The sequence below is a fragment of the Nocardia sp. NPDC005825 genome (genome assembly GCF_040630175.1).
Classification (GTDB): Bacteria; Actinomycetota; Actinomycetes; order Mycobacteriales; family Mycobacteriaceae; genus Nocardia.
The window spans coordinates 1-19,006 of the sequence record NZ_JBEXXC010000029.1; the positions used below are offsets into that span (position 1 = coordinate 1).

Annotated in this window: 18 protein-coding genes and 1 pseudogene; 7 read left to right on the plus strand and 12 right to left on the minus strand. The window is 66.6% G+C overall.

What is annotated here, in order from left to right; all coding sequences use genetic code 11:
- The first annotated feature begins 102 nt into the window (after positions 1–102).
- Positions 103–993 carry a phenylalanine 4-monooxygenase gene (locus ABZ382_RS36000; RefSeq protein ID WP_357098687.1) on the plus strand — a complete coding sequence of 297 codons (891 nt, stop codon included), beginning with the start codon at positions 103–105 and terminating at the stop codon, positions 991–993.
- Here ABZ382_RS36000 and ABZ382_RS36005 read toward each other — a convergent pair.
- Both ABZ382_RS36005 and ABZ382_RS36010 read right to left on the minus strand, forming a co-directional pair.
- Entirely contained in the window at positions 990–1,610 is a 621-nt protein-coding gene (locus ABZ382_RS36005) for a TetR family transcriptional regulator (protein WP_357098690.1), read from the minus strand. The genes ABZ382_RS36000 and ABZ382_RS36005 overlap by 4 nt on opposite strands.
- Positions 1,600–3,114: an MFS transporter gene (locus ABZ382_RS36010; RefSeq protein WP_357098691.1), complete on the minus strand. Its 1,515-nt coding sequence runs from the start codon at positions 3,112–3,114 to the stop codon at positions 1,600–1,602. The genes ABZ382_RS36005 and ABZ382_RS36010 overlap by 11 nt, the downstream gene beginning before the upstream one ends.
- A gap of 240 nt (positions 3,115–3,354) precedes the next feature.
- Between ABZ382_RS36010 and ABZ382_RS36015 the strand changes: the two genes are divergently transcribed.
- From ABZ382_RS36015 to ABZ382_RS36025, 3 genes are all read left to right on the plus strand, one after another.
- Positions 3,355–4,026, plus strand: a complete 672-nt coding sequence (locus tag ABZ382_RS36015; RefSeq protein WP_357098694.1) for a SnoaL-like polyketide cyclase — start codon at positions 3,355–3,357, stop codon at positions 4,024–4,026.
- 18 nt (positions 4,027–4,044) lie between these two features.
- The gene (locus ABZ382_RS36020) at positions 4,045–5,340 is read left to right on the plus strand and encodes a D-alanyl-D-alanine carboxypeptidase family protein (RefSeq protein ID WP_357098697.1); all 1,296 of its coding nucleotides are present in this window, start codon (positions 4,045–4,047) and stop codon (positions 5,338–5,340) included.
- A gap of 95 nt (positions 5,341–5,435) precedes the next feature.
- Positions 5,436–5,891 (plus strand): DUF6294 family protein, encoded by a 456-nt coding sequence (locus ABZ382_RS36025; RefSeq protein ID WP_357098700.1) that lies wholly within the window; start codon positions 5,436–5,438, stop codon positions 5,889–5,891.
- Position 5,892: 1 nt separating this feature from the next.
- Here the strand turns inward: ABZ382_RS36025 and yhjD are convergent, their stop codons facing one another.
- Genes yhjD through ABZ382_RS36040 form a run of 3 tightly spaced genes read right to left on the minus strand, consistent with a single transcriptional unit; the run spans position 5,893 to position 8,936 of the window.
- Positions 5,893–6,918, minus strand: coding sequence for an inner membrane protein YhjD (gene yhjD / locus ABZ382_RS36030; RefSeq protein ID WP_357098703.1), 1,026 nt, complete (start codon positions 6,916–6,918; stop codon positions 5,893–5,895).
- 35 nt (positions 6,919–6,953) lie between these two features.
- A complete protein-coding gene (gene trpS, locus ABZ382_RS36035) occupies positions 6,954–7,979 on the minus strand; it encodes a tryptophan--tRNA ligase (RefSeq protein WP_357098706.1) in 1,026 nt (341 codons plus the stop codon).
- A 21-nt stretch (positions 7,980–8,000) separates the two neighbouring features.
- A complete protein-coding gene (locus ABZ382_RS36040) occupies positions 8,001–8,936 on the minus strand; it encodes an oxygenase MpaB family protein (protein WP_357098708.1) in 936 nt (311 codons plus the stop codon).
- 114 nt (positions 8,937–9,050) lie between these two features.
- Here ABZ382_RS36040 and ABZ382_RS36045 point away from each other — a divergent pair, with 114 nt between their 5' ends.
- Positions 9,051–9,689, plus strand: a complete 639-nt coding sequence (locus ABZ382_RS36045) for a TetR/AcrR family transcriptional regulator (RefSeq protein ID WP_357098711.1) — start codon at positions 9,051–9,053, stop codon at positions 9,687–9,689.
- On the opposite strand, the gene ABZ382_RS36050 is transcribed toward ABZ382_RS36045, so the two are convergent.
- From ABZ382_RS36050 to ABZ382_RS36070, 5 genes and pseudogenes are all read right to left on the minus strand, one after another.
- Entirely contained in the window at positions 9,690–10,814 is a 1,125-nt protein-coding gene (locus ABZ382_RS36050; protein WP_357098714.1) for a PQQ-binding-like beta-propeller repeat protein, read from the minus strand.
- Positions 10,815–10,933: 119 nt separating this feature from the next.
- Positions 10,934–12,562 carry an alkaline phosphatase family protein gene (locus ABZ382_RS36055; RefSeq protein WP_357098717.1) on the minus strand — a complete coding sequence of 543 codons (1,629 nt, stop codon included), beginning with the start codon at positions 12,560–12,562 and terminating at the stop codon, positions 10,934–10,936.
- Positions 12,563–12,678: 116 nt separating this feature from the next.
- Positions 12,679–13,200 carry a barstar family protein gene (locus ABZ382_RS36060; protein WP_357098720.1) on the minus strand — a complete coding sequence of 174 codons (522 nt, stop codon included), beginning with the start codon at positions 13,198–13,200 and terminating at the stop codon, positions 12,679–12,681.
- The gene (locus tag ABZ382_RS36065) at positions 13,201–13,701 is read right to left on the minus strand and encodes a ribonuclease domain-containing protein (RefSeq protein WP_357098723.1); all 501 of its coding nucleotides are present in this window, start codon (positions 13,699–13,701) and stop codon (positions 13,201–13,203) included.
- Positions 13,698–13,826: pseudogene (locus ABZ382_RS36070) on the minus strand (exodeoxyribonuclease III); the annotation flags it as partial. The pseudogene ABZ382_RS36070 and the gene ABZ382_RS36065, both read right to left, overlap by 4 nt.
- Positions 13,827–13,929: 103 nt before the next feature.
- On the opposite strand from ABZ382_RS36070, the gene ABZ382_RS36075 reads away from it, so the two are divergent.
- Complete coding sequence (locus tag ABZ382_RS36075; RefSeq protein WP_357098726.1) at positions 13,930–15,471, plus strand: recombinase family protein; 1,542 nt, start codon at positions 13,930–13,932, stop codon at positions 15,469–15,471.
- A 94-nt stretch (positions 15,472–15,565) separates the two neighbouring features.
- Here ABZ382_RS36075 and ABZ382_RS36080 read toward each other — a convergent pair whose 3' ends face one another.
- Together ABZ382_RS36080 and ABZ382_RS36085 are read right to left on the minus strand one after the other, a co-directional pair.
- Positions 15,566–16,711: a helix-turn-helix transcriptional regulator gene (locus tag ABZ382_RS36080; protein WP_357098729.1), complete on the minus strand. Its 1,146-nt coding sequence runs from the start codon at positions 16,709–16,711 to the stop codon at positions 15,566–15,568.
- 623 nt (positions 16,712–17,334) lie between these two features.
- Positions 17,335–17,856, minus strand: coding sequence for a hypothetical protein (locus ABZ382_RS36085; protein WP_357098732.1), 522 nt, complete (start codon positions 17,854–17,856; stop codon positions 17,335–17,337).
- 241 nt (positions 17,857–18,097) lie between these two features.
- On the opposite strand from ABZ382_RS36085, the gene ABZ382_RS36090 reads away from it, so the two are divergent.
- Positions 18,098–18,421 (plus strand): hypothetical protein, encoded by a 324-nt coding sequence (locus ABZ382_RS36090; protein ID WP_357098735.1) that lies wholly within the window; start codon positions 18,098–18,100, stop codon positions 18,419–18,421.
- Positions 18,422–19,006 lie beyond the last annotated feature (585 nt).

Below are 19,006 nucleotides of genomic sequence, written 5' to 3' on the forward strand. Positions count from 1 at the left end.
CCGGATCGTGCACGCCCGGATGCTCGTCGCTCAGATGCACTGTCACATCGCCGTCGGCCGCCGTTCGTTGTCTAGATCACCGGGCGGTGCTTGCATCGAAGTATGTTCACCGAGGCCCAGCTGTACTCGCCGGTCACGAAGGGGGCCGACGGCGATGTGACAGTGCATCTGAGCGACGAGCATCCGGGCGTGCACGATCCGGCGTACCGGACCCGCCGCAATGCCATCGCGGCCATGGCCCTCGAGTACCGGCCGGGCGATCCGGTGCCGCACGTCGAGTACACCGCCGAGGAGCAGGAAGTGTGGCGGATCGTGTCCGCCGAGCTGGCCCGCAAGCGGGCGAAGTACGCGTGCGCGGAGGTCATCGACGCGGCCGAACGGCTGGGGCTGCCGTCCGACCACATTCCGCAATTGGACGAGGTGTCCGCGAAGCTGGTGCCGCTCACCGGATTCCGGTACGCGCCCGCCGCCGGACTGGTGCCGTTGCGGCAGTTCTTCGGGTCCTTCGCGGATCGGACCTTCCACTCCACCCAGTACATTCGCCATCACTCGGCGCCGCTGTACACCCCCGAGCCGGACGCCATCCACGAAATCATCGGCCACGCCAATCAATTGGCGAGCCCGCGCTTCGCGGCCCTGTACGAGACGGTCGGCGCGGCGGTGGCCCGGCTGGAGACCGAGCGGGCGCTGAAGTTCCTGGCCGACGTGTTCTGGTTCTCGCTCGAGTTCGGGGTGCTGCGCGAACACGGCGAAGTGCGTTGCTACGGTGCGGGGCTGCTGTCCTCGTACGGGGAGATCGAGGAGTTCCGCGACGCCGACCTGCGGCCGCTGGACATCCACGCCATGGGCACCATCGTCTACGACATCACGCACTATCAGCCGGTGCTGTACTGCGCCGAGTCGGTCACCGAGATCGAGGACGTGGTGGGCGGGTTCTTCGAGACGATGACCGACGAGACGGTGGCGCGGCTGGTGGGTGTGAAACCGGTCTAGAGCGAGGTGATTCCGCCCTCGAGGAAGTCGATGACCCGCACGATCTGGTCCGGCGAGAACGGATCCCGGTCGATGAACGCCATCATGGCCCCGGTGAGCGCGCCCGCGAAGGCCACCACCTCGAAGTCGTCGGAGGCGCGGCCGGTCCACCTGGCCGCGATCTCGGCGACCATCAGCATATTGCGCTGGATCTCCTGGGCGACCGCGCCGCGTAGCTCCGGCACCGAGTAGAGCAGCTCGATCCGTTCCTTCTCGAACGCGTATTCCTCGGGGGTGAGCGAGGAGAAGGCGTCCAGGGTGGCCTGTTTGAACGCGGCCAGCAGGGTGATGTCGCGGGGCTGGGACTCGATGGACGCGATCATCAGCGGGTCCAGGTCGTCGGCGAGGGCGACCTGCTCCTTGGACGGGAAGTACCGGAAGAAGGTGCTCGGCGAGATGTCGGCGGCGGCCGCGATCTGCTCGACCGTGGTCTCGGTGTAGCCCTGCTCCCGGAAGAGCCGGAACGCCTCGGTGCGAATGGTGCGGCGGGTGCGTTCCTTCTTCCGTTCACGCAGGCCGCCCCCGGCCGCGGCTTTCGCCGGGGCCGGGGGCGTCGCGGAGGCAGTCTCAGCCGACATGGACCGATTGTCCCGCATCGAGTTCGTCGATCACGACCGGATCCTTGCGGCGGATCACCAGGGCGGCCAGCACCGCGGCGGCCGCGCAGATGGCGGTGCACACCCACAGCATGGCGCTCATGCCGTCGACGAACGCGCTCTGCACATGCGCCAGCAGCGCGGGATCGCCGAGCTTGCGGGCCACGCCGACCCCGGCGTTCACGCCGTCGGAGATCGGTTCGCGGTCGAAATCGCCCAGCCCCGAACGGTATTGCGTGGACAGCACGGTGCCGAGGATGGCGACGCCGATGGTGCCGCCGGCCTGCCGCAGCGCCTGCAGCAGCGCCGACCCGGACCCGGCCCGCTCGGGGCTCAGGTCGTCGGTGGCCGCGCCCATGGCGGCGGGCATCACGAACCCCATGCCGACGCCCAGCAGCACCAGCCCGGTGGCCGCGAACCCGTACCCGCTGTCCACGGTGATCAGCGCCGCCAGTCCGAGACCGGCTGCCAGCAGCGCGAATCCGGTGACCAGTACCGCCCGCACACCCACCCTGGGCAGCAGCCGGTCCACCAATCGGGAGCCGACGGCCAGGCCGCCGATCAGCGGCAGCAGGCGCAGGCCGCTCCCCAGGGTGTCCGCGCCCAGCACCGCCTGGAAGTACTGCGGCATGGTGAAGAACAGCCCGAACATGGCGAAGTTGACCAGGATCATGAACACGGTGCCCCACCGGAATCCGGGCTCGGCGAACAGGCCCAGATCGACCAGCGGGTGCGCGGTACGGCGCTGCCACAGGACGAACGCCCCGCCCAGCGCGGCGCCCGCCGCGATGGCGGTCCAGGCCACGGCGTCGCCCCAGCCCTCTTGACCACAGCGGATGAAACCGTATGTGACACCGAGCATTCCGGCCGCCGACAGCAGTGCGCCGGGAAGGTCGATGCGGAATCGGTTGCCGCTGCCGGATTCCGGCACCAGCAGGGCGACGGCGAGCGCGCCGACGATCACCAGCGGCACATTGAGCAGGAACGCCGAACCCCACCAGTAGTGCTGCAGCAGCCAGCCGCCGACGATCGGACCCAGCGGCAGGCCGATGGCGGTGGAGGTGATCCAGATGGTGATGGCCCGCTGCCGCTCCCCCGGTTCCGGGAACAACGTGGGCAGTACCGCCATGGACAGCGGCATCATGACCGCGGCCGCCAGCCCGAGCACCACGCGTCCGGCGATGAGCTGGCCGGAGGTGGTGGCGAAGGCGCAGGCGACGGCGGCGACGCCGAACAGCACCAGCGCGCCGAGCAGGAACTTCTTGCGGCCGTAGCGGTCGCCGAGGGCGCCCGCCGGGAGCATGAAGGCGGCCAGGGCCAGGGTGTACGCGCTGCTGAACCACTGCAGCGCGGAGGTGTCGGCGTGCAGGTCGGTCGCCAGGGTGGGCAGGGCGACGGTGAGGACGGTGACATCGAGCCCGATGGTCAGCATGGCGATGGCCAGGGCTCCGAGCGCCAGCCAGCGGCGCACTCCCTCAGCTTTCATGACAGTTCCAATCATTTGAGTGCCTCTCAATAATGAGAGCGTCTCTCATTTTGGAGAGACTGTCAATTCTTGTCGTGTCATGAGTTCAGCGAGGCTGCAATGGGGTGTGTCACCATTCCGCCCTTTGGTACCGGTGTCTCAAATGCTCGTCGCGACACGGCATCTCCCTGCTGTTACCGTCATGCGGTCCGTTTTCGAGATCGACGACCCCGCAAAGGGTCTGGACACGTGAGGCACGAAATGACCGACCAAGCAACCGAATCCGTCGAGACCCCCCTGCACCTGCAGGGCCGCGACGCCGTGATCGCCGCGGCCGCGCCGGAGGACTGGCGTGAGGGCGCGCCCGACTACCACCTCAGCAAGGAAGTCATCCCGGTCGAGCGCACCACCCAGCACGCGCCGGATTCGTTGGAGCACATCGTCGAAGAGCTCGTGAAGGTCTTCGAGATGGAGGTCTCGCACAAGAAGGACCCCGCCAAGTGGGTCTCCCTGGTGGCCGAGCACTACCGCGGCCGCGTCAACGGCGGCCAGTGGCAGGACGCCGAGGAGTTCGCGCGCATCGGGTCCTACAACATCCTGATCGGCGAGAACCCCTTCTACGACGTCGCCGGTGAGGACTTCGAGTCCTCGCACAAGATCTTCCACACCGCCTTCCCCGGCGGCTTCTTCTGGGAGGTCGTCGAGGTGCTGTCCGGCCCGCCGACCGTCACCTTCAAGTGGCGCCACTGGGGTCGCTACGAGGGCGAGTACAAGGGCCACCAGCCCACCGGCGAGCTCATCGAGATGACCGGCGTGACCATCGCCAAGGTCTCCGAGGACCTGCGCATCGTCGAACTCGAGCACTTCTACGACAACAACAAGCTGCTCGGCCCACTCGCCCACGGCTGCCCTGTCAACCACTCCGCCAACTAGGCGATAAAGTCGGGCGCGATGAGTAACCGCAGGTATTCGCGCCTTCTCGCCGCCGCGACGCTCGCGACGGGCCTCACCGCGTTCTCGGGCACCGCCTTCGGGCCGGTGCTACCGGGAACCGCGGGAGCCGAGCCGTCGACCACCACGACGCCGTTCACCACCCCCAATACCGACGGCTGCCCGAACAAGACCACGCCGCCGTCCCCCATCGACTCCTCCGAGGTGCCCGAGCCCGGGCAGAAGGCGCCGGCGGCCCTGCCGATCCCGGATCCGCCCATCGGGGGCAAACGGCTGGGCGGTTGCGGGGTGATCCTGCCGACGGGGGCCGCGCCACTGCCGGAAGGGATTTCGGCGACGGCGTGGGAGGTGGCGGACCTGGACTCCGGCGCGGTCCTCGCGGCCAAGGATCCCCACGGCCGGTATCGCCCCGCCTCCACCATCAAGGTGCTGCTGGCGGCGGTGGCGATCCCGGCCCTGGACCTGAACACCGTGGTCACCGGCACCCAGGACGACGCGAACGCCGACGGCACCCGGGTCGGCATCGGCCCGGGCGGCACGTACACCAACAAGCAGCTGTTCCAGGCGCTCATCATGGCGTCGGGAAACGATGCGGCGCATGCCATCTCGACCCAGCTGGGCGGGGACGACGCCACCGTCGCGAAGATGAACGCGATGGCGAAACAGTTGCAGGCGTTCGACACTCGCGCCGCCACCCCGTCCGGGCTGGACGGGCCGGGCATGAGCACCTCGGCCTACGACCTGGCCATGCTGTTCCGGCATTCCATGACGCTGCCGCTGTTCGCGGAACTGATCCACACCGAGCAGGTGGACTTCCCCGGCTTCCCCGCCGACCCGAAGATCCCCGGCGACAAGGATCATCCCGGCTTTCCCATCGCCAACGACAACCATCTGCTCTTCGAGTACGACGGCGCGATCGGCGGCAAGACCGGCTACACCGACGACGCCCGGCAGACCTTCGTGGCGGCCGCCGAACGCAATGGCCGCCGCTATGTGGTGAGCCTGCTCAAGGCGGACGTGCGGCCGTTCCGGCCGTGGGAGCAGGCGGCCAAACTGCTCGACTGGGCCTACACGCTCCCGGCCGGGGCGAGTATCGGCACCATGCCCGACGGGTCCGCCGCGGCGAATCCCTCGGTGGCACTGGCCAGTCCGCCCGCGCAGCAGCCGGAGGCCGCCCCGGAGCCGGACACCGGTTCGGGTGACCACCAGGATCTGCGCACCGCGCTCATCGTCGGCGGCGTCTTCCTGGTCGTGGCGCTGCTGCTGGCCGCGCGGAGGCTGAGCCGCCGCCGCTGATCGGCCATTGGTCCGTCATTGGTACCCCGTTGGTGGGTCCTCGCACAGTGGTCACACGCCGGAATCCCGGTCACGACTCTGGAGGGGACCCCACCATGAAAACCACCCGCAGCTCCCGCCTGCGCCGCCTGGCCCCGCTGGCCGCCGCGGTGCTCGCCCTCGGCGTCTTCGGCGCCACCACCTCCGCCGGGCCCGCGTCCGCGGCGTCCCAGAAGTGGTACTCCTGGGACCACGACCTGCACAGCGGCGACTGCACCCTGTTCGGCGGCGCCAAGTGGACCATCGACTCCGACGGGCACGCCTGGTTCGACGGCACCGTCACCTCGTCGAGCAACAACGACGCCTGGCTGATGTGGGCCGAACTGCGCGACAGCAATGGCGCGGTGCTCACCGCGCTGCGCAATGTGCACTTCTACGACGCGCAGGACCAGGCGAAGTTCGCGCAGAACCTGCCCGACAAGCACAAGCAGTACCGCTGGTTCGCGGAGGGCTCGTTCAACAAGAACTTCTACCCGCTCGTCGCCAAGATGAACCTGCGCAGCCACTGCTGAGTCAGCGGCGGCGCAGCATCGAAAGCAGCACTCCCGCAAACGCTCCCGCCCCGAAGAACGCCGCACCCGCTCCCGCCGGGAAGCCCGCCGCCGTCACCCGCGGCCGGATGACCGCCGGGGCGGGCGCCGGAATGTCCTCGGCCACTTCGTTGTCCGAGGCGGTGGCGGCCCAGGCGGTGGCGAACAGGATGATCCGCGCGGTGAAGTAGCTGAACACCATGAGCCCGATGATCGGGCCGAACACCACGCCCGCCGGGCCGTTCACCACCGAGCGCAGGATGATCGTGGCCAGCTGCTTGAACGCCTCGAACACCACCGCGGCCATCAGCGCCGCCCGGGCCGCGCTGCGGAAGGTGACCGGGTGCAGCGGCAGCCGGGCGATCATCCACGCGAAGACCGCCCAGTTGGCGAGTATCGCGAGCAGCAGCGACACCACGGTGAGCAGCGCTGTCATCCATGCCGTCTGATGAATGTGCAGGCGATCCAGCAGGCTGCTGATCAACCCGCTCGACGCCAGCACGGACAGGCCCAGCGAGACGAGGATGGCCAGGAACAACCCGATCAGCGCCAGCAGGTCGGACGCCTTGGATACGAACCAGTTCCGCTTCTTACTGGGCTGATCCCACTGCTCGGTGAGCGCCGCCCGCAGGTTGGCGATCCAGCCGAGCCCGGCGTACGCACCGGCCAGCAGACCGATGGTGCCCACGCTCGCCCGCGAATTCACGGCCTGGTGGATCAGATCGTTGATGGAGCTGCCCGCGGCGCCCGGAATGTTCTCGACGATCTTGTCCTGGATATCGGTGAGCCACTGCGGATTCCGCGACAGCACGAAGCCCGCCACCGCGAATCCCACCATCAGCAGCGGGAACAGCGACAGCACCGTGAAATAGGTGATGCCCGCGGCGTAGTAGTCGCCGCGCTGCCGCTGATACCGGCCGCCAGCCCGGACCATATGGTCGAGCCAGGGCCGTCGCCGGATCTGCGTCCTGATCCACGTCTCGACATTGTCGACGAGATTCCCGAACACGCCACCTCCGCACACCTGGGCGCGCGGCGGCCGGGTCAGCGGGCGAGGAACCCCACCCGGTCGTACACCTGCGCGAGAGTCCGCCCGGCGACCTCCCGTGCCCGCTCGGCTCCGGCAGCGAGGACACGATCGAGTTCACCCTGGTCAGACATGTATTCTTGCACCTTCGCGCGCAGCGGTGTCACGAACTCGATGAGCGCGTCGGCGGTATCCGATTTCAGGTCACCGTAGCCCTTGCCCGCGTAGTCCTGTTCGAGCGTGACGATCGGAGTGTCGGTGAGCGAGCTCAGGATGACCAGCAGATTGCTGACGCCCGCCTTGGCCTCCGGGTCGTAGCGGATCTCGCGTTCGGTGTCGGTGACCGCGGAGCGGATCTTCTTGGCCGAGACCTTCGGGTCGTCGAGCAGGCTCAGCAGGCCCGAGTCCGAGGCCGCCGACTTGCTCATCTTCGAGGTCGGGTCCTGCAGGTCGTAGATCTTGGCGGTGCCGGTCACGATGTGCGCCTCGGGCACCACGAAGGTCTTCTTGAAGCGAGTGTTGAAGCGCTGCGCCAGGTTTCGCGACAGCTCCAGGTGCTGCCGCTGATCCTCGCCGACCGGCACCAGCTGCGGCCGGTAGAGCAGGATGTCGGCGGCCATCAGCACCGGGTAGGTGAACAACCCGACGGTGGCGTTGTCCGCCCCCTGCTTGACCGACTTGTCCTTGAACTGGGTCATCCGGCTGGCCTCGCCGAAGCCGGTGATGCAGTTCAGCACCCACGCCAGTTCGGCGTGCTCGGGCACCTGCGACTGCACGAACAGCGTCGACTTCTTGGGGTCGACGCCCAGCGCCAGCAGCTGCGCGGCCGACACCTTCGTGCGGCGGCGCAACTCCTTGGGATCCTGCGGCACCGTGATGGCGTGCAGGTCAGGAATGAAGTAGAAGGCGTCGAAATCGTCCTGCAGCCGCACCCAATACTGCAGCGCGCCAAGGTAGTTGCCGAGGTGGAAGGAATCGCTGGTGGGCTGGATTCCGGACAGTACCCGCTGCTTACGCTCAGCGGTCGGCTCAGGACTCGACATGCACCGATCTTCGCATGGCCGCTAGGCCGTATTTCTGGCCACCCAGGACCGCGGATCCACCCCCGGCATGCTGGCCCGGCCCGAGCCGATCAGGCGCTGTTCGCGTCGGGTGACCAGCTTGTACAGGGGGTAGCTGGGGCCGGTCATGGGGGCGGTGAGGGGGTTGCCGAGGAGGGGTGGGGTGATGTGGGCGGTGCGGACGGCTCGGGCCAGGGTGCGGAAGGCGACTTCTTCGCGGAGGCCCCAGGGGAGGTCGTACATGTCGCGGATGCGGGCGGGGAGGCTGCCCTGGACCAGGAGGGAGAAGCCGGTGAGTGCCTGTTGGGCGGGCATCGGAAGGGGGTGGGGGACGCGCTGGCCCATCAGGTAGGAGCCGACCAGTTTGGCCTCGTCGGTGAGGTGGGGTTCGGCGGAGGCCAGGTAGCCGTCGAAGTAGTCGCGGAATTCGCGGTAGGTGTAGGGCGCGGCGGTGCGCGGCATGCCGAACAGTTCGCCCCAGCGCACGTAGTCCTGGTAGAGGCCCTCGCGCTCGGTCGGGGTGAGGCGGCGGACCAGCAGATCGTGCATGACCTCGGCGGAGTCGAAGGTGAAGGCCATGGTCATGAACATCAGGTGCGGGTCGTTGGCGGAGTAGCGGGTGCCCGCCGGGTTGGCTGTGCCCGCGGACTCGGGCAGCGCGCCCTCGACCGGGGCGTGGCGCTTGCGGGTGAATTCCCGTGCGCGGTCGGCTTCGTCGCGGGTGCCCAGGGAGACGGCCTCGAACAGGCGGCCCGTCAGCGCGAGCCGGGTGTACGGGGTGGTCCGGTGCTGGGTGTTCTCGGCGGTCCCGACGTAGAGCAGCGGATGCACCGCGCCGATGACCAGCGCCCGCTGGCCGTAGGTGACTCCGACCGCGCGTTTGCGCATGACCCGCCGGATCATCGAGTCGTCGGAGAAGTAGCCACTCTGTGCAGGCATCGTTGCCTCCCGGTCCGGTGTGATGGCCGCCACCACATCTGGAAACAGAGTCCCCCAGATGACAGATTCTGGCAAGACCTTCTGCCAGAATCGCGCCCGTGCCAGAATCGGTTCGTGACCGGGCAACGGACCTACGGCGGCGTCTCCGCCGACGAGCGGCGCACCCAGCGCCGCGCCGCCCTGATCGGCGCGGCCCTCGACATCCTCGGCACCCAGGGCCTCGACAAACTCACCGTCTCCGCGCTGTGCACCGGCGCGGGCCTCAACGAGCGCTACTACTACGAGAACTTCGACGGCCGCGACGCCGTGCTGTCGGCCCTGTTCGACACCATCGCCGAGGAACTGGCCGCCGCCCTGATCGCGGGCCTGCACGCCGCCCCCGACGACACCCGCGCCAAGGCGCACGCCGCCATCACCGCCGGCATCGGCGTCCTCACCGACGACCCCCGCAAGGCCCGGGTGGCCTTGGTCGTCAGCACCGCCACCCCCGAATTGCGCACCCGCACAACCCACACCATCAAGGCGTTCGCGAATCTGGTGGCCGCCGAGGGCATCGACTTCTACGGCATCGCCGAGGCCGAACCCGACGCCCTGATCGGCTTCCGCGCCAACTACCTGGTCGGCGGCCTGGTCCACACCCTCTCCGCCTGGCTCCAGGGCGATCTCCCCATGACCCGCGAAGACCTCGTCGACGCCACCACCGACATCTTCGTCCTGCTCGGCGAGGACCTGGCCCGCGGACTGCGGCGCTGATCAGCGCGCGATGGCGGTGACCGTCGCGGGATCGGCGGTGGATTCCACGTAGCAGTGGGTGTCGCCGACGGCGAAGTGGACCTCTTGGCCCGGCTTGTCCGGAATCGACTGCATCCAGCGGATTTTGCTGGTGCGGGCGTCGATGGCGCGCAGGGAGCGGGCGGCCAGCAGGTAGAAGGAGCCCGCGGAACCGTAACCGGCCGCGTCGACGGCGTCGCCCTTGTCGGAGACGGTGAGGCTCCACAGCGGGGAGGTGTCGCCGCCGGGGCTCATGGCGTGCAGTTTCGAACCGTCGCAGAGGAAGTAGGCGTCGCCGGAGCCGAAGACCGTGCCGGCCACGTAAGGCAGGGCGGGTGTGGTCCACAGCGCCGCACCGGTTTTCGGGTCGAGGCCGGAGACGGTGTGTGCGCCGTCGCTGGCCAGGACCGCGCCCTTGACCAGTCCGGACGCGATGGTGCTCGCCGAGACCGCGCTGTCGCCCGCGCGCGACCAGGCCGTCTCGCCGGTCTCCCGGTCGAGCGCGACGATATCGCCGCCGCTGCCCGGCTTCTGGTTGTACAGCAGCGAACCGCTCTCGGGCACGGTCAGCCCGTCGCTCTCGCAGGGCACCCGCCAGCGGACCGTCTTGCTCGCCATATCCACGGCCCACGCTTCGCGCCCCTTGCCGCCATGTTCGGTGGCGATCAGGTACAGCACCTGGTCCCGAACCCCGTACACCCCGGCGACCGTCACGCCCTCGGGCGCGTCGAAGACCCATTTCCGTTGCCCGGACGCCAGATCCACGGCGACCACCCGGTCCCCGGCGGCGTCGGGCTCCATGCCGGGCACCACCAGCGTCCCGTTCCACAGGCAGGACCGCTGTCCGATCCCGGGCGTGGTGATCGGCAGCCGCCACAACTCCCGCCCGGCCTTGGCGTCGATCCCCGTCAGCGTCGAGTCGGATTCGGCCACGACCGTCCCCGCCCCGTACCGCACCCCTTTGACCGCGCTGTCGGCCTTGTATTCCCAGGCCACGCTGCCCGACGCCGCGGTCGCGCGCTCCCGCCGCGGTGTCCCGCACGCGGCCAGCACCCCCGCGGTCGCCAGAATCACCCCGCCCCGCAACACATTCCGACGATCGATCACACCTGTTCCCTACTCGCTCGACACACTGTCAGCGACTATAGGTCCAACCGGCCCCGCCCGAATACGAAACCGCCCGGCCTATTCGAAGTGAACAGGCCGGGCGGTCGGGCGGATTCGGGTCAGCTCGCCGCGCCGGTCGCCGGGTCCAGGCGCAGCACCGGCCGGGCGGGCGCCTGGAAGTCGAACAGGGCGTCCAGGGTTCCGGCCTTCGCGTCGTAGGAGTCGTCGCCGATGCGGCCGGTCTTCCAGTTGTCCTCGATGAACTTCAGGATCGAGGTCTGGTCGGTGACGCCGTGGTCGACGAAGTTGGCCTTGGCGTAGGGCGAGACGACCAGCAGCGGGACCCGCTGGCCGTAACCGCAACGACCCTGGTACTTCGCGGGATTCGCCGTGGCGTCACCGCACACGCCGGGACCCGAGTAGCCGTCCTGCTCGGAGGCGGAGTTCATGACCAGTTTCGGGGCCGCGTGGTCGTACCAGCCGTCGGAGTCGTCGTAGGCGAGCACGACCGCGGTGTCCTTCCATTCCGGCAGCTGCTGCAGGTGGTTGACGGTCGCTACCAGGAACTGCTGCTCGTCGATCGGATCGGAGTACGCGGCGTGGCCGTCCTGGTAGCCCGCGGCCTTCAGGTAGCTGACGGCGGGCATCCTGCCCGTGTCCGCGGCGGCCCAGAAGTCGGTCAGGTCGTACTGGTGGTTGGCCTGATCGGTCTGCCCGATCTTGTCGACCGAGCTCGGCGGCAGGTGGTGCGGGTTGGCCGTCGACGGGTAGTACTGGAACGGCTCGTGGTGCGGGATGTAGTCGCCCTTGGTGTCCCATGCCTTGTCGCCGGTCTTACCGGTACCGCCCAGTGCCACACCGACATTGTGGGTGGCGCCGCAGACGGCCTTGCCGTCCTTGGTCTCGGTCGGCTTGAAGCCGCCCTCGAAGAACCCCCAGGTGATGTTCTTCTTGTTGAGCAGGTCGCCGATGTTCGTGCCGGTCATCTGGACGGTGTCACGGCTGGAGCAGTCGTCGCCGAAGGGCTGCGGGTCGCCGACCACGGTGCCCTGGCCGTTGCCCGCGTTCTCCAGCACGGTGTCCTCGGGGAAGGGCTGGCCCGGCTTCGGCGGCTCCATCCGGGTGACGCCGTGGGTCTGGCCCGCGACCAGGTTCAGCGCGCCGACGGTGGACGGGCCGAAGGTGGTGGTCCAGGAGTTGTCGCTCATGGCGTAGTGCTGCGCGTAATTCCACAGCGCGGTCACCGAATTGCCGTCGTAGTAGTCCATGACCAGGCCCTGGGGACCGTAGGTCGGCTGCTTACAGGACTTGCCCTCCGACACATTGGTGTGTTCGACGAACCGGTCCATCCTGCCGCCGTCCAGCGCGAGCTGCTCGTCCTTGTACTCATGGTCCTGGTCGCAGGTGATCTGCTGGCCGGGGCCGCCGAGCCGCACGGGTTGCGCCTGGTTGGGGTTCTTGGTGAGCAGATCGGGAGTGAGGCCGTCCACCTTCGGAGTGTTCGGCAGGGCCGTGAACGACGTGCCGTCGGTGTTGGCCGCGGCCGGGTAGGTGCCGAAGTAGTGATCGAAGGAGACGTTCTCCTGGAAGATCACCACCACGTGCTTGATCGGGGTCGCGGTGGCGGCGTCCGAGCCGGCCTGATCGGAGGACGAGGAACACGAGGTGGCGGTCAACGCGACCAGCGCGGCGAACGCGGCGGCGGCGCGGCCGCGACGGCCGAGCCGCCGACGAACCGAGGCGGACATGGAAACCTCCCGGGCTATCCGGATCGCGCGAATCCGCGATCGCACAGCGTGACCATTGCAGCGTCGGAGTCAGTTTGGCTCGACCGCAGGTGAATCGGAGGCGAAACTCCGGTGAATCACGCGGTCGACGGTTCCGGATCCAACGCCAGGGGGATCACCGGCAATCCGGGCGGGGTGGCGTCCTGGAGAACCACCCGGAACGGGATGCCACGCGAGGCCCAGATGGCGGCGCAGTCGGTCATGGCCTCGGCGAACCAGTCGCGTTCGTCCGGCTGGTGGTCGAGCATGAGGGCCGCGTTGCGGATGACCACCACGTATCCCGGTGCGGCGCCGACGAAGTCGTCGATGTCGCGCAGGCACTCGTCGAAGGCGTCCTTGTTCTCCCCGAAGTAGTACGGGAACTGGAAGGCCGCGGCGAACTCGTCGAAGACCTCGGTGACCGTGCGCATCTTGCGGCCGCGCAGTTCCCGGCAGAGATAGCCGTCCGGCATCCGGTAGCGGACGCCGGAGAACTCGGCCGCGCCGACGGGCAGCACACCCAGGACGGGAACGTGGGCGGCCGTGCGCGCGGCGCTATCGGAGATCTCGGTGGCGGTGGGGGCGGAGAGGAACTGCGATAACGGCGTGGGCTCGGTCATTCAGCGCATCCTCGTGAAGGTTTTGTAGTGGTCCCCCGTGTAATAGGCCGAACCGTCGCTGCCGGTGATGATGCGTTCGGCATCGCGGGTCTGGCCGCGCTGCTTGGGATTCACATCCCATTCCTGATAGGTGATGGCCTTGCCGGCGGCGTCCTTGCGGGCAAGGCTGCCGTCCCTGTTCTGCCAGGTGTCGCCGCCTTTGGTGCCAGGCGAGTTGGCCGAATCCGGCCAGCGTCCGGCGTCGATCTCCACCAGGGTCGCGTAGGCGCGGTCGGGCACGCCCGCGACCTTGGACGGCGGCGCGGCCTGATCGGCCGGAGCCGGGGTCGCGCCGCCGGGCTTGGCGGTGGTCCGGACCGTCGAGGTGGCGACCGGCTTTGCGCTGCTCGTGTCCGCCGGATGATCATTGTTGGCGCGATTGGCGATGAAGGCCACGAGCAACAGCAGGATCGCGACGCCCAGCGTCAGCCAGGCGCTCGACTTCTTCGACAGCTTCTTCATCGGTACTGCACCGTCACCGGCGCGTGGTCCGACCAGCGTTCGGCGTAGGTGGCGGCGCGTTCCACGACAGCCTGCTTGGCGCGCGTGGCGATGTCGCCGCGGGCCAGCTGGTAGTCGATGCGCCACCGGATCGATTCGGTTCTACAAATAGAATCAGCCCTGAACTGGGAAGGAACCGAAGTGCAGCAGACCCCGTTACGCGCCTTGCTGGTAGCGCGGCTATCCGTCATGACTGACGAATCTACGTCACCAAGCCGCCAGCTTGAGCACGGCCGAAACGTCGTCCAGCTCAGAAAGTGGACCGAGGCGGGTGTGGCCACCGACCTGGATGTGTCGGCCACCAAGTACTCACCGTTCGACCGGCCGGAGCTGGGCAACTGGTTGAAGAACCGGCACCACGAGTTCGACGTGATCGTGGTGTGGAGACTCGATCGGCTGGTGCGGTCGTCCAAGGATCTCGCCGACCTCATCACCTGGTGCGAGGAGAACGGCAAGAGCCTGGTTTCAGCAACCGAGGGTTTCGACCTCGGAACCCCGTTCGGCAAAGCCATGGTGGCGATCATTGCCGCCTTGGCGGAGCTGGAGGCAGGGACACTCTCCACACGCGTCAAAGACTCACACACCGCCCTGCGGAAGATGGACCGGTGGCCGGGTGGGCAGCCGCCCTACGGCTACATGATCGTTGATCACCCCCGAGCCGGTAAGACGCTGGCGATTGACCCCGTCACGTCTGAGGCGGTTCGGATCATGGGAGAGATGACCATCGCCGGAAAGTCTCAGTGGGAGATCGCCGCGAAGCTCACGGCGGATGGGTTCCCAACCCCGGCAAGGTACTACTTCAAAGAGGGCACGAGCCGTAAGACTGAAGTGTCCGACGTTTGGAATCAATCGAGCGTCGGGAAGATCCTGAAGTCCCCTGCTACCCAGGGCTACAAGCTCATCGGCCGATCCGTCAAAGAACGTCGGCTTGCTCGTGGCGCGGATGGGATGCCGATTCGGTACACACCCGCCGGGGTATTCACCGAGGCGGAGTGGACCCAGATCCAGGAAGTCCTCCGGGACCGATCGCGCACCCGCGAGCGTTCACACGGTGCCGCTCCGCTGCTCGGAATCGTGTACTGCGATCAGTGCGAGGACCGGCTGTATCGCGTGGTGAACTCGGCGGCCAACGGCAAGAAATACTCGTACTACCGGTGCGTGCCGAAGACCGGAAAGCCCAAGTGCCCGGGCGCAACGTTCCTCGAATCGTGGGTCCAAGAACTCCTGGACGAGACCGTTTTCGAGGAGTTGGCGACGCTGCCGGTGACCGAAACCAAGTTCATCCCCGGCGAGGATCACACCGACGAACTCGAAGCGGTTGACCGGGCAATGAACGGGATCCGCGACGAGAGGGACGTGGGTCTGTACGACTACGACGGCGGACACGACGACTACCTAGAGCGTCTTACCGCCCTGGTGGAAAAGCGGAAGCTACTCCAGTCGCTGCCGCACCGTGAAGCCCAGTACGTGAAGGAACCGACCGGCGAGACCTACGCCGAGGCGTACGGCCGGATGAACACCGAGGAACGCCGAACCCTGCTGCTGAAGGCAGGAATCAAGCTGTTTATCCGGTCGATGAAACCGACCGCCGAGTTCCGGATACATGTTCCGGTCGACCAACTACATGAGGCACTCGACATCCCGCGAGCCGCCGCAGAGAAGATCCAGACCGACCGCATGGAGTCAGCGGCAGCACGCCGCACCGAACTGGAGATCTCCGCCCCCGCCTGAGAAATCCGGTACGTGTTTTCAAGTCCACCAGGCAGAAAGAACCCCTCGGTCCGTAGCCGAGGGGTTCCGGGTATCAGCGTATCCCGGATGCCGCCTACGGTCGGCGATCCGTCCCCGGCCTTGCTGGCCCGGTGATCTCATCCATGAGCATTCGGAGAGTGAGCGAGTGCTTCTCGGGTGGCAGCGCATCCAGCGCGGCCCTGGCATACCCGGTGCCGCCATCTCGATCCCCGGCGCGGACCAGCATGAGGCCACGGTGCATCTCCAGATGCGTTGCGAACCTAGGGAGGGTCGGCGGCAGGTACCGGCGCGCTTCGTCTTGTGCGTCGACCGCTTCGGACTCATCCCCGAGCCGGGCTCGGAGCAGGGATCGGAACACCCCGAGCCGCCAGTACGGTACCGCGTAGTCGGATGCCTCCGCGTCTTCCGAGCCCACCTGATCGAACACGCGGCGGCCCTCCAGATCCAGAGCCCGCGCGGTGCCATGGTCCCCGGTGATCGCTGCGGCATGAGCCTTGCCGTAGATCGCATTCAGGCGGCCGAGGGACGGCCGGTCGGAGATCGCTAGAGCCTGATCGGCGAACATCCGCGCCACGGGCAGCGAGGCACCTTCGTAGCCAAGTGCGATAGCTGCCCGGCCGCGTACCCAGACCCGTGTAGCTACGTCACCGGAACGATCGGCGGACTCAGCTGCCATCCGGTACCACGTCACGGCCTTGGAGCCGTCAGAACCCGGAAACGTCTTGGCATACAAAGTCATTAGCCGTGCGGCGTGCGTCCACATCTTCGGTGTATCGCACTGTTGTTGAATCACCGCAAGGTCAATCGCTAGCCGCTGCTGGATCTCAGCGGCCCCGGAAGTCATGTAGTCGGCCCCGTAGCCGGTGAGCGTGTGGGCCCACTCCTCGACGGACGGGCCCTTGCCCTTCAGACGAGCCGAAAACCCTTCAGCGAGTAAGTCAGACGCCACAACGGGGGCTACTGTGGTCGCCGCCATCGTGGATAGGAACTGTCGGCGTTGCACGGTGTCGGACTCCATCACAGCAAGGGGCACATCTAGGACGGCGGCAAGGTGCCTGAGCCAGAACGGCGACGGCACCGACTTACACGACTCCCAGCGACGCGAGATGTACTCGCGCGAGATCGGTTGCCCCGAGTGCTTCCCGAGTTCGTACGCAAGCCGACTTTGTGACCACCCGCGCGCGTCTCGCAAATCGCGAATGAGCTTGCCCGTGTGCATCTGCTCATGATGCTCCGATACGGACGGGTTTGCTTGTGTGCCACTAGGAATGCCACCCCGTGGCACTAGGTGTGCCACTGCCGCACAGCGTCGGTCGGTTGAACGATTGGCACCACGGGCCGCCCGGCCGCCTACGGCCGGTCGGGCGGAGTCCGCCAACAGGAGGCCGAAATGGGCAGGCGTACACGAATCGTCGTATTCGATGGCGGGTGGTTGGAGGTTGCCGACTCGGGCGAAGACACCGAGTCCAGCTTCGGGGTGTACCTGGAGTTGTTCCGCAGCGATAAGGACGAGGCTCCGTCGTGATTGCCCTCGGCTGGATTCTGGTAGTCGGCCTACCACTGGCCGTACTGGTCGGGGTGATCGTGTGGCCTGAACGGGTTCCAAAGGATCGAACCGTGGAGGCGATCCGAGACAGGATCACCCGCGAGGGGCGCGGTCCGTTTAGCGACCGCTGAGAAACCGCTTCCGAACTCGAGTGATCCGGCAGCCGGCAAAGCTCCGCGGAAAGCGCACGGTCCGTTTCCGATGGAGGCATGACTCACCCGGGCGAACCGTCGGTGCACACCGAGAAAGGCCCCCGACTCCAAGGTCTGGGGCCTACTTCCGTCACAGTGGCGTAGCTAGTCAGACTCCGCACCCGGCTCGCTCAGGATCTCTAGGGCCCGAGGGGTCAACTCACCCCCGGCACGCCCAGGTATCGACGTCAACAGATCCGCTTTGCGTGCTCGCTTCAAGTGCTGGAGCACCCCCGATGGCGTGCGGTCGACCATCACCGCGAGCCTGCCCGCAACATTCTTCTCCCCGAGCCGGATGAGCAATAGGTACGCCTCGGACAGGTGCGCCAGGTACCAGTCCGTCACGCCATCAGCCAGCATGGCGCGGAGTTCTTCGGCGAACCCGTCGACGACCTCGACAAAATGCTTGTTGAGTCCCGAGGACTGGCGAATCATCGCGTTGAACGCGTCCTTGAAGTTGATTTGGCGTAGCACGGTCTGAGAGATGCCCCCGGCGAGATCCTTCGGTGACACCCCATGGCGGGGAACGATTTCCAACTGCATCGGCCCGCCCTGAGCAGCCCCCTCCGCCCAGATGAATCGAACTTCCCACGGGCCGATCGGCTGAGTTGTCACCACATGTTCCATGCCCACAACCTTACTTCGCCATCCCAGGTATGACCAAGGTGGTGTGAAGTGGACCACTCTTTGCTAACCATGCTTGACGTACCAGGTGTGCCAAGCCAAGTATGTAGATACAACTTCACATCGAGAAACGATCCGGCCTCCGGCCGGTGAAGGCGAGGACCAGGGGTCTTTGTGGGCGGTTACCGGCGTCCATGTCAGCGAGAGCACCGGATTTCAGATCAATCAACAGAGAGGAGCAACCATGAGCGCGACCGTTGCTATCGAGCGAGCCACTACCGCCGAGGATGTATCGCCCGAACGGTTCCGGAACGTCTACAGAGCCAGTGCAATAGGCCGCACGGGTGATCAGTTCGCGGCTCTTTGCGAGTACGACGAAGACGGATTGAGCATCGCCACGCGGCAGGCGAACGGGTCGGCATCGGCACATCGAAGGATTGCCCGCGAGTACTTCGGGGTTCCTGTCGAACGAGTCCTAGACACGTCATACATGTCATCGGTCGGTGAGGTCATGGCGCTTACAACCTGGGTGCCGAAGCCAGGTCGAACGCCCGTCAATCGAGATTGACAATCATCTGAGATCCCCGGCGTCCGTAGCGCCGGGGGCTTGGTTTAGACAACGAACAGAATGAGATTCACGATTAACTTAATAACCGTTTCCCCAGTTCGCAGGGTTATCGGCTTCTCCTTATAGTACGTATCGCAACCTTCGATCTGATTGAATATTGACAATTCAGATCGCGAAGAGTATAAGCGAATCGATCAAACTCCAGAGGCCCGTAGAGCCCTCTGATTGTCCGCCTGGGCGACTAACACTCTTCCGCACGATAAGTTGTGTGGATTTTGGGACCAAATGGCTCAGCGTGGACGCCAGGGTGCCGTATCAAGTTTTGCCAGTTCAGAGCGGTTTGGGCCACCCTCGCGGGCGCGGGAGACCAGGAATCTTTGAACTTCCCGACCGTAGGGAGGGAAGAAATACCTCCCCGTAGGGGAGGTTTACTAACCAACCCCCTTCAGGGGGTTGGTATTAACTCTTATCCAGGGCCCTAAAGGCCCTGGTAGAAGTATCTTTTACTAGATCATTCCAGGCCCTTCGGGGCCTGGTGACTAACTATCATTCCGGGCCCGTAGGCCCAGGTGGGTGCATGTTTCC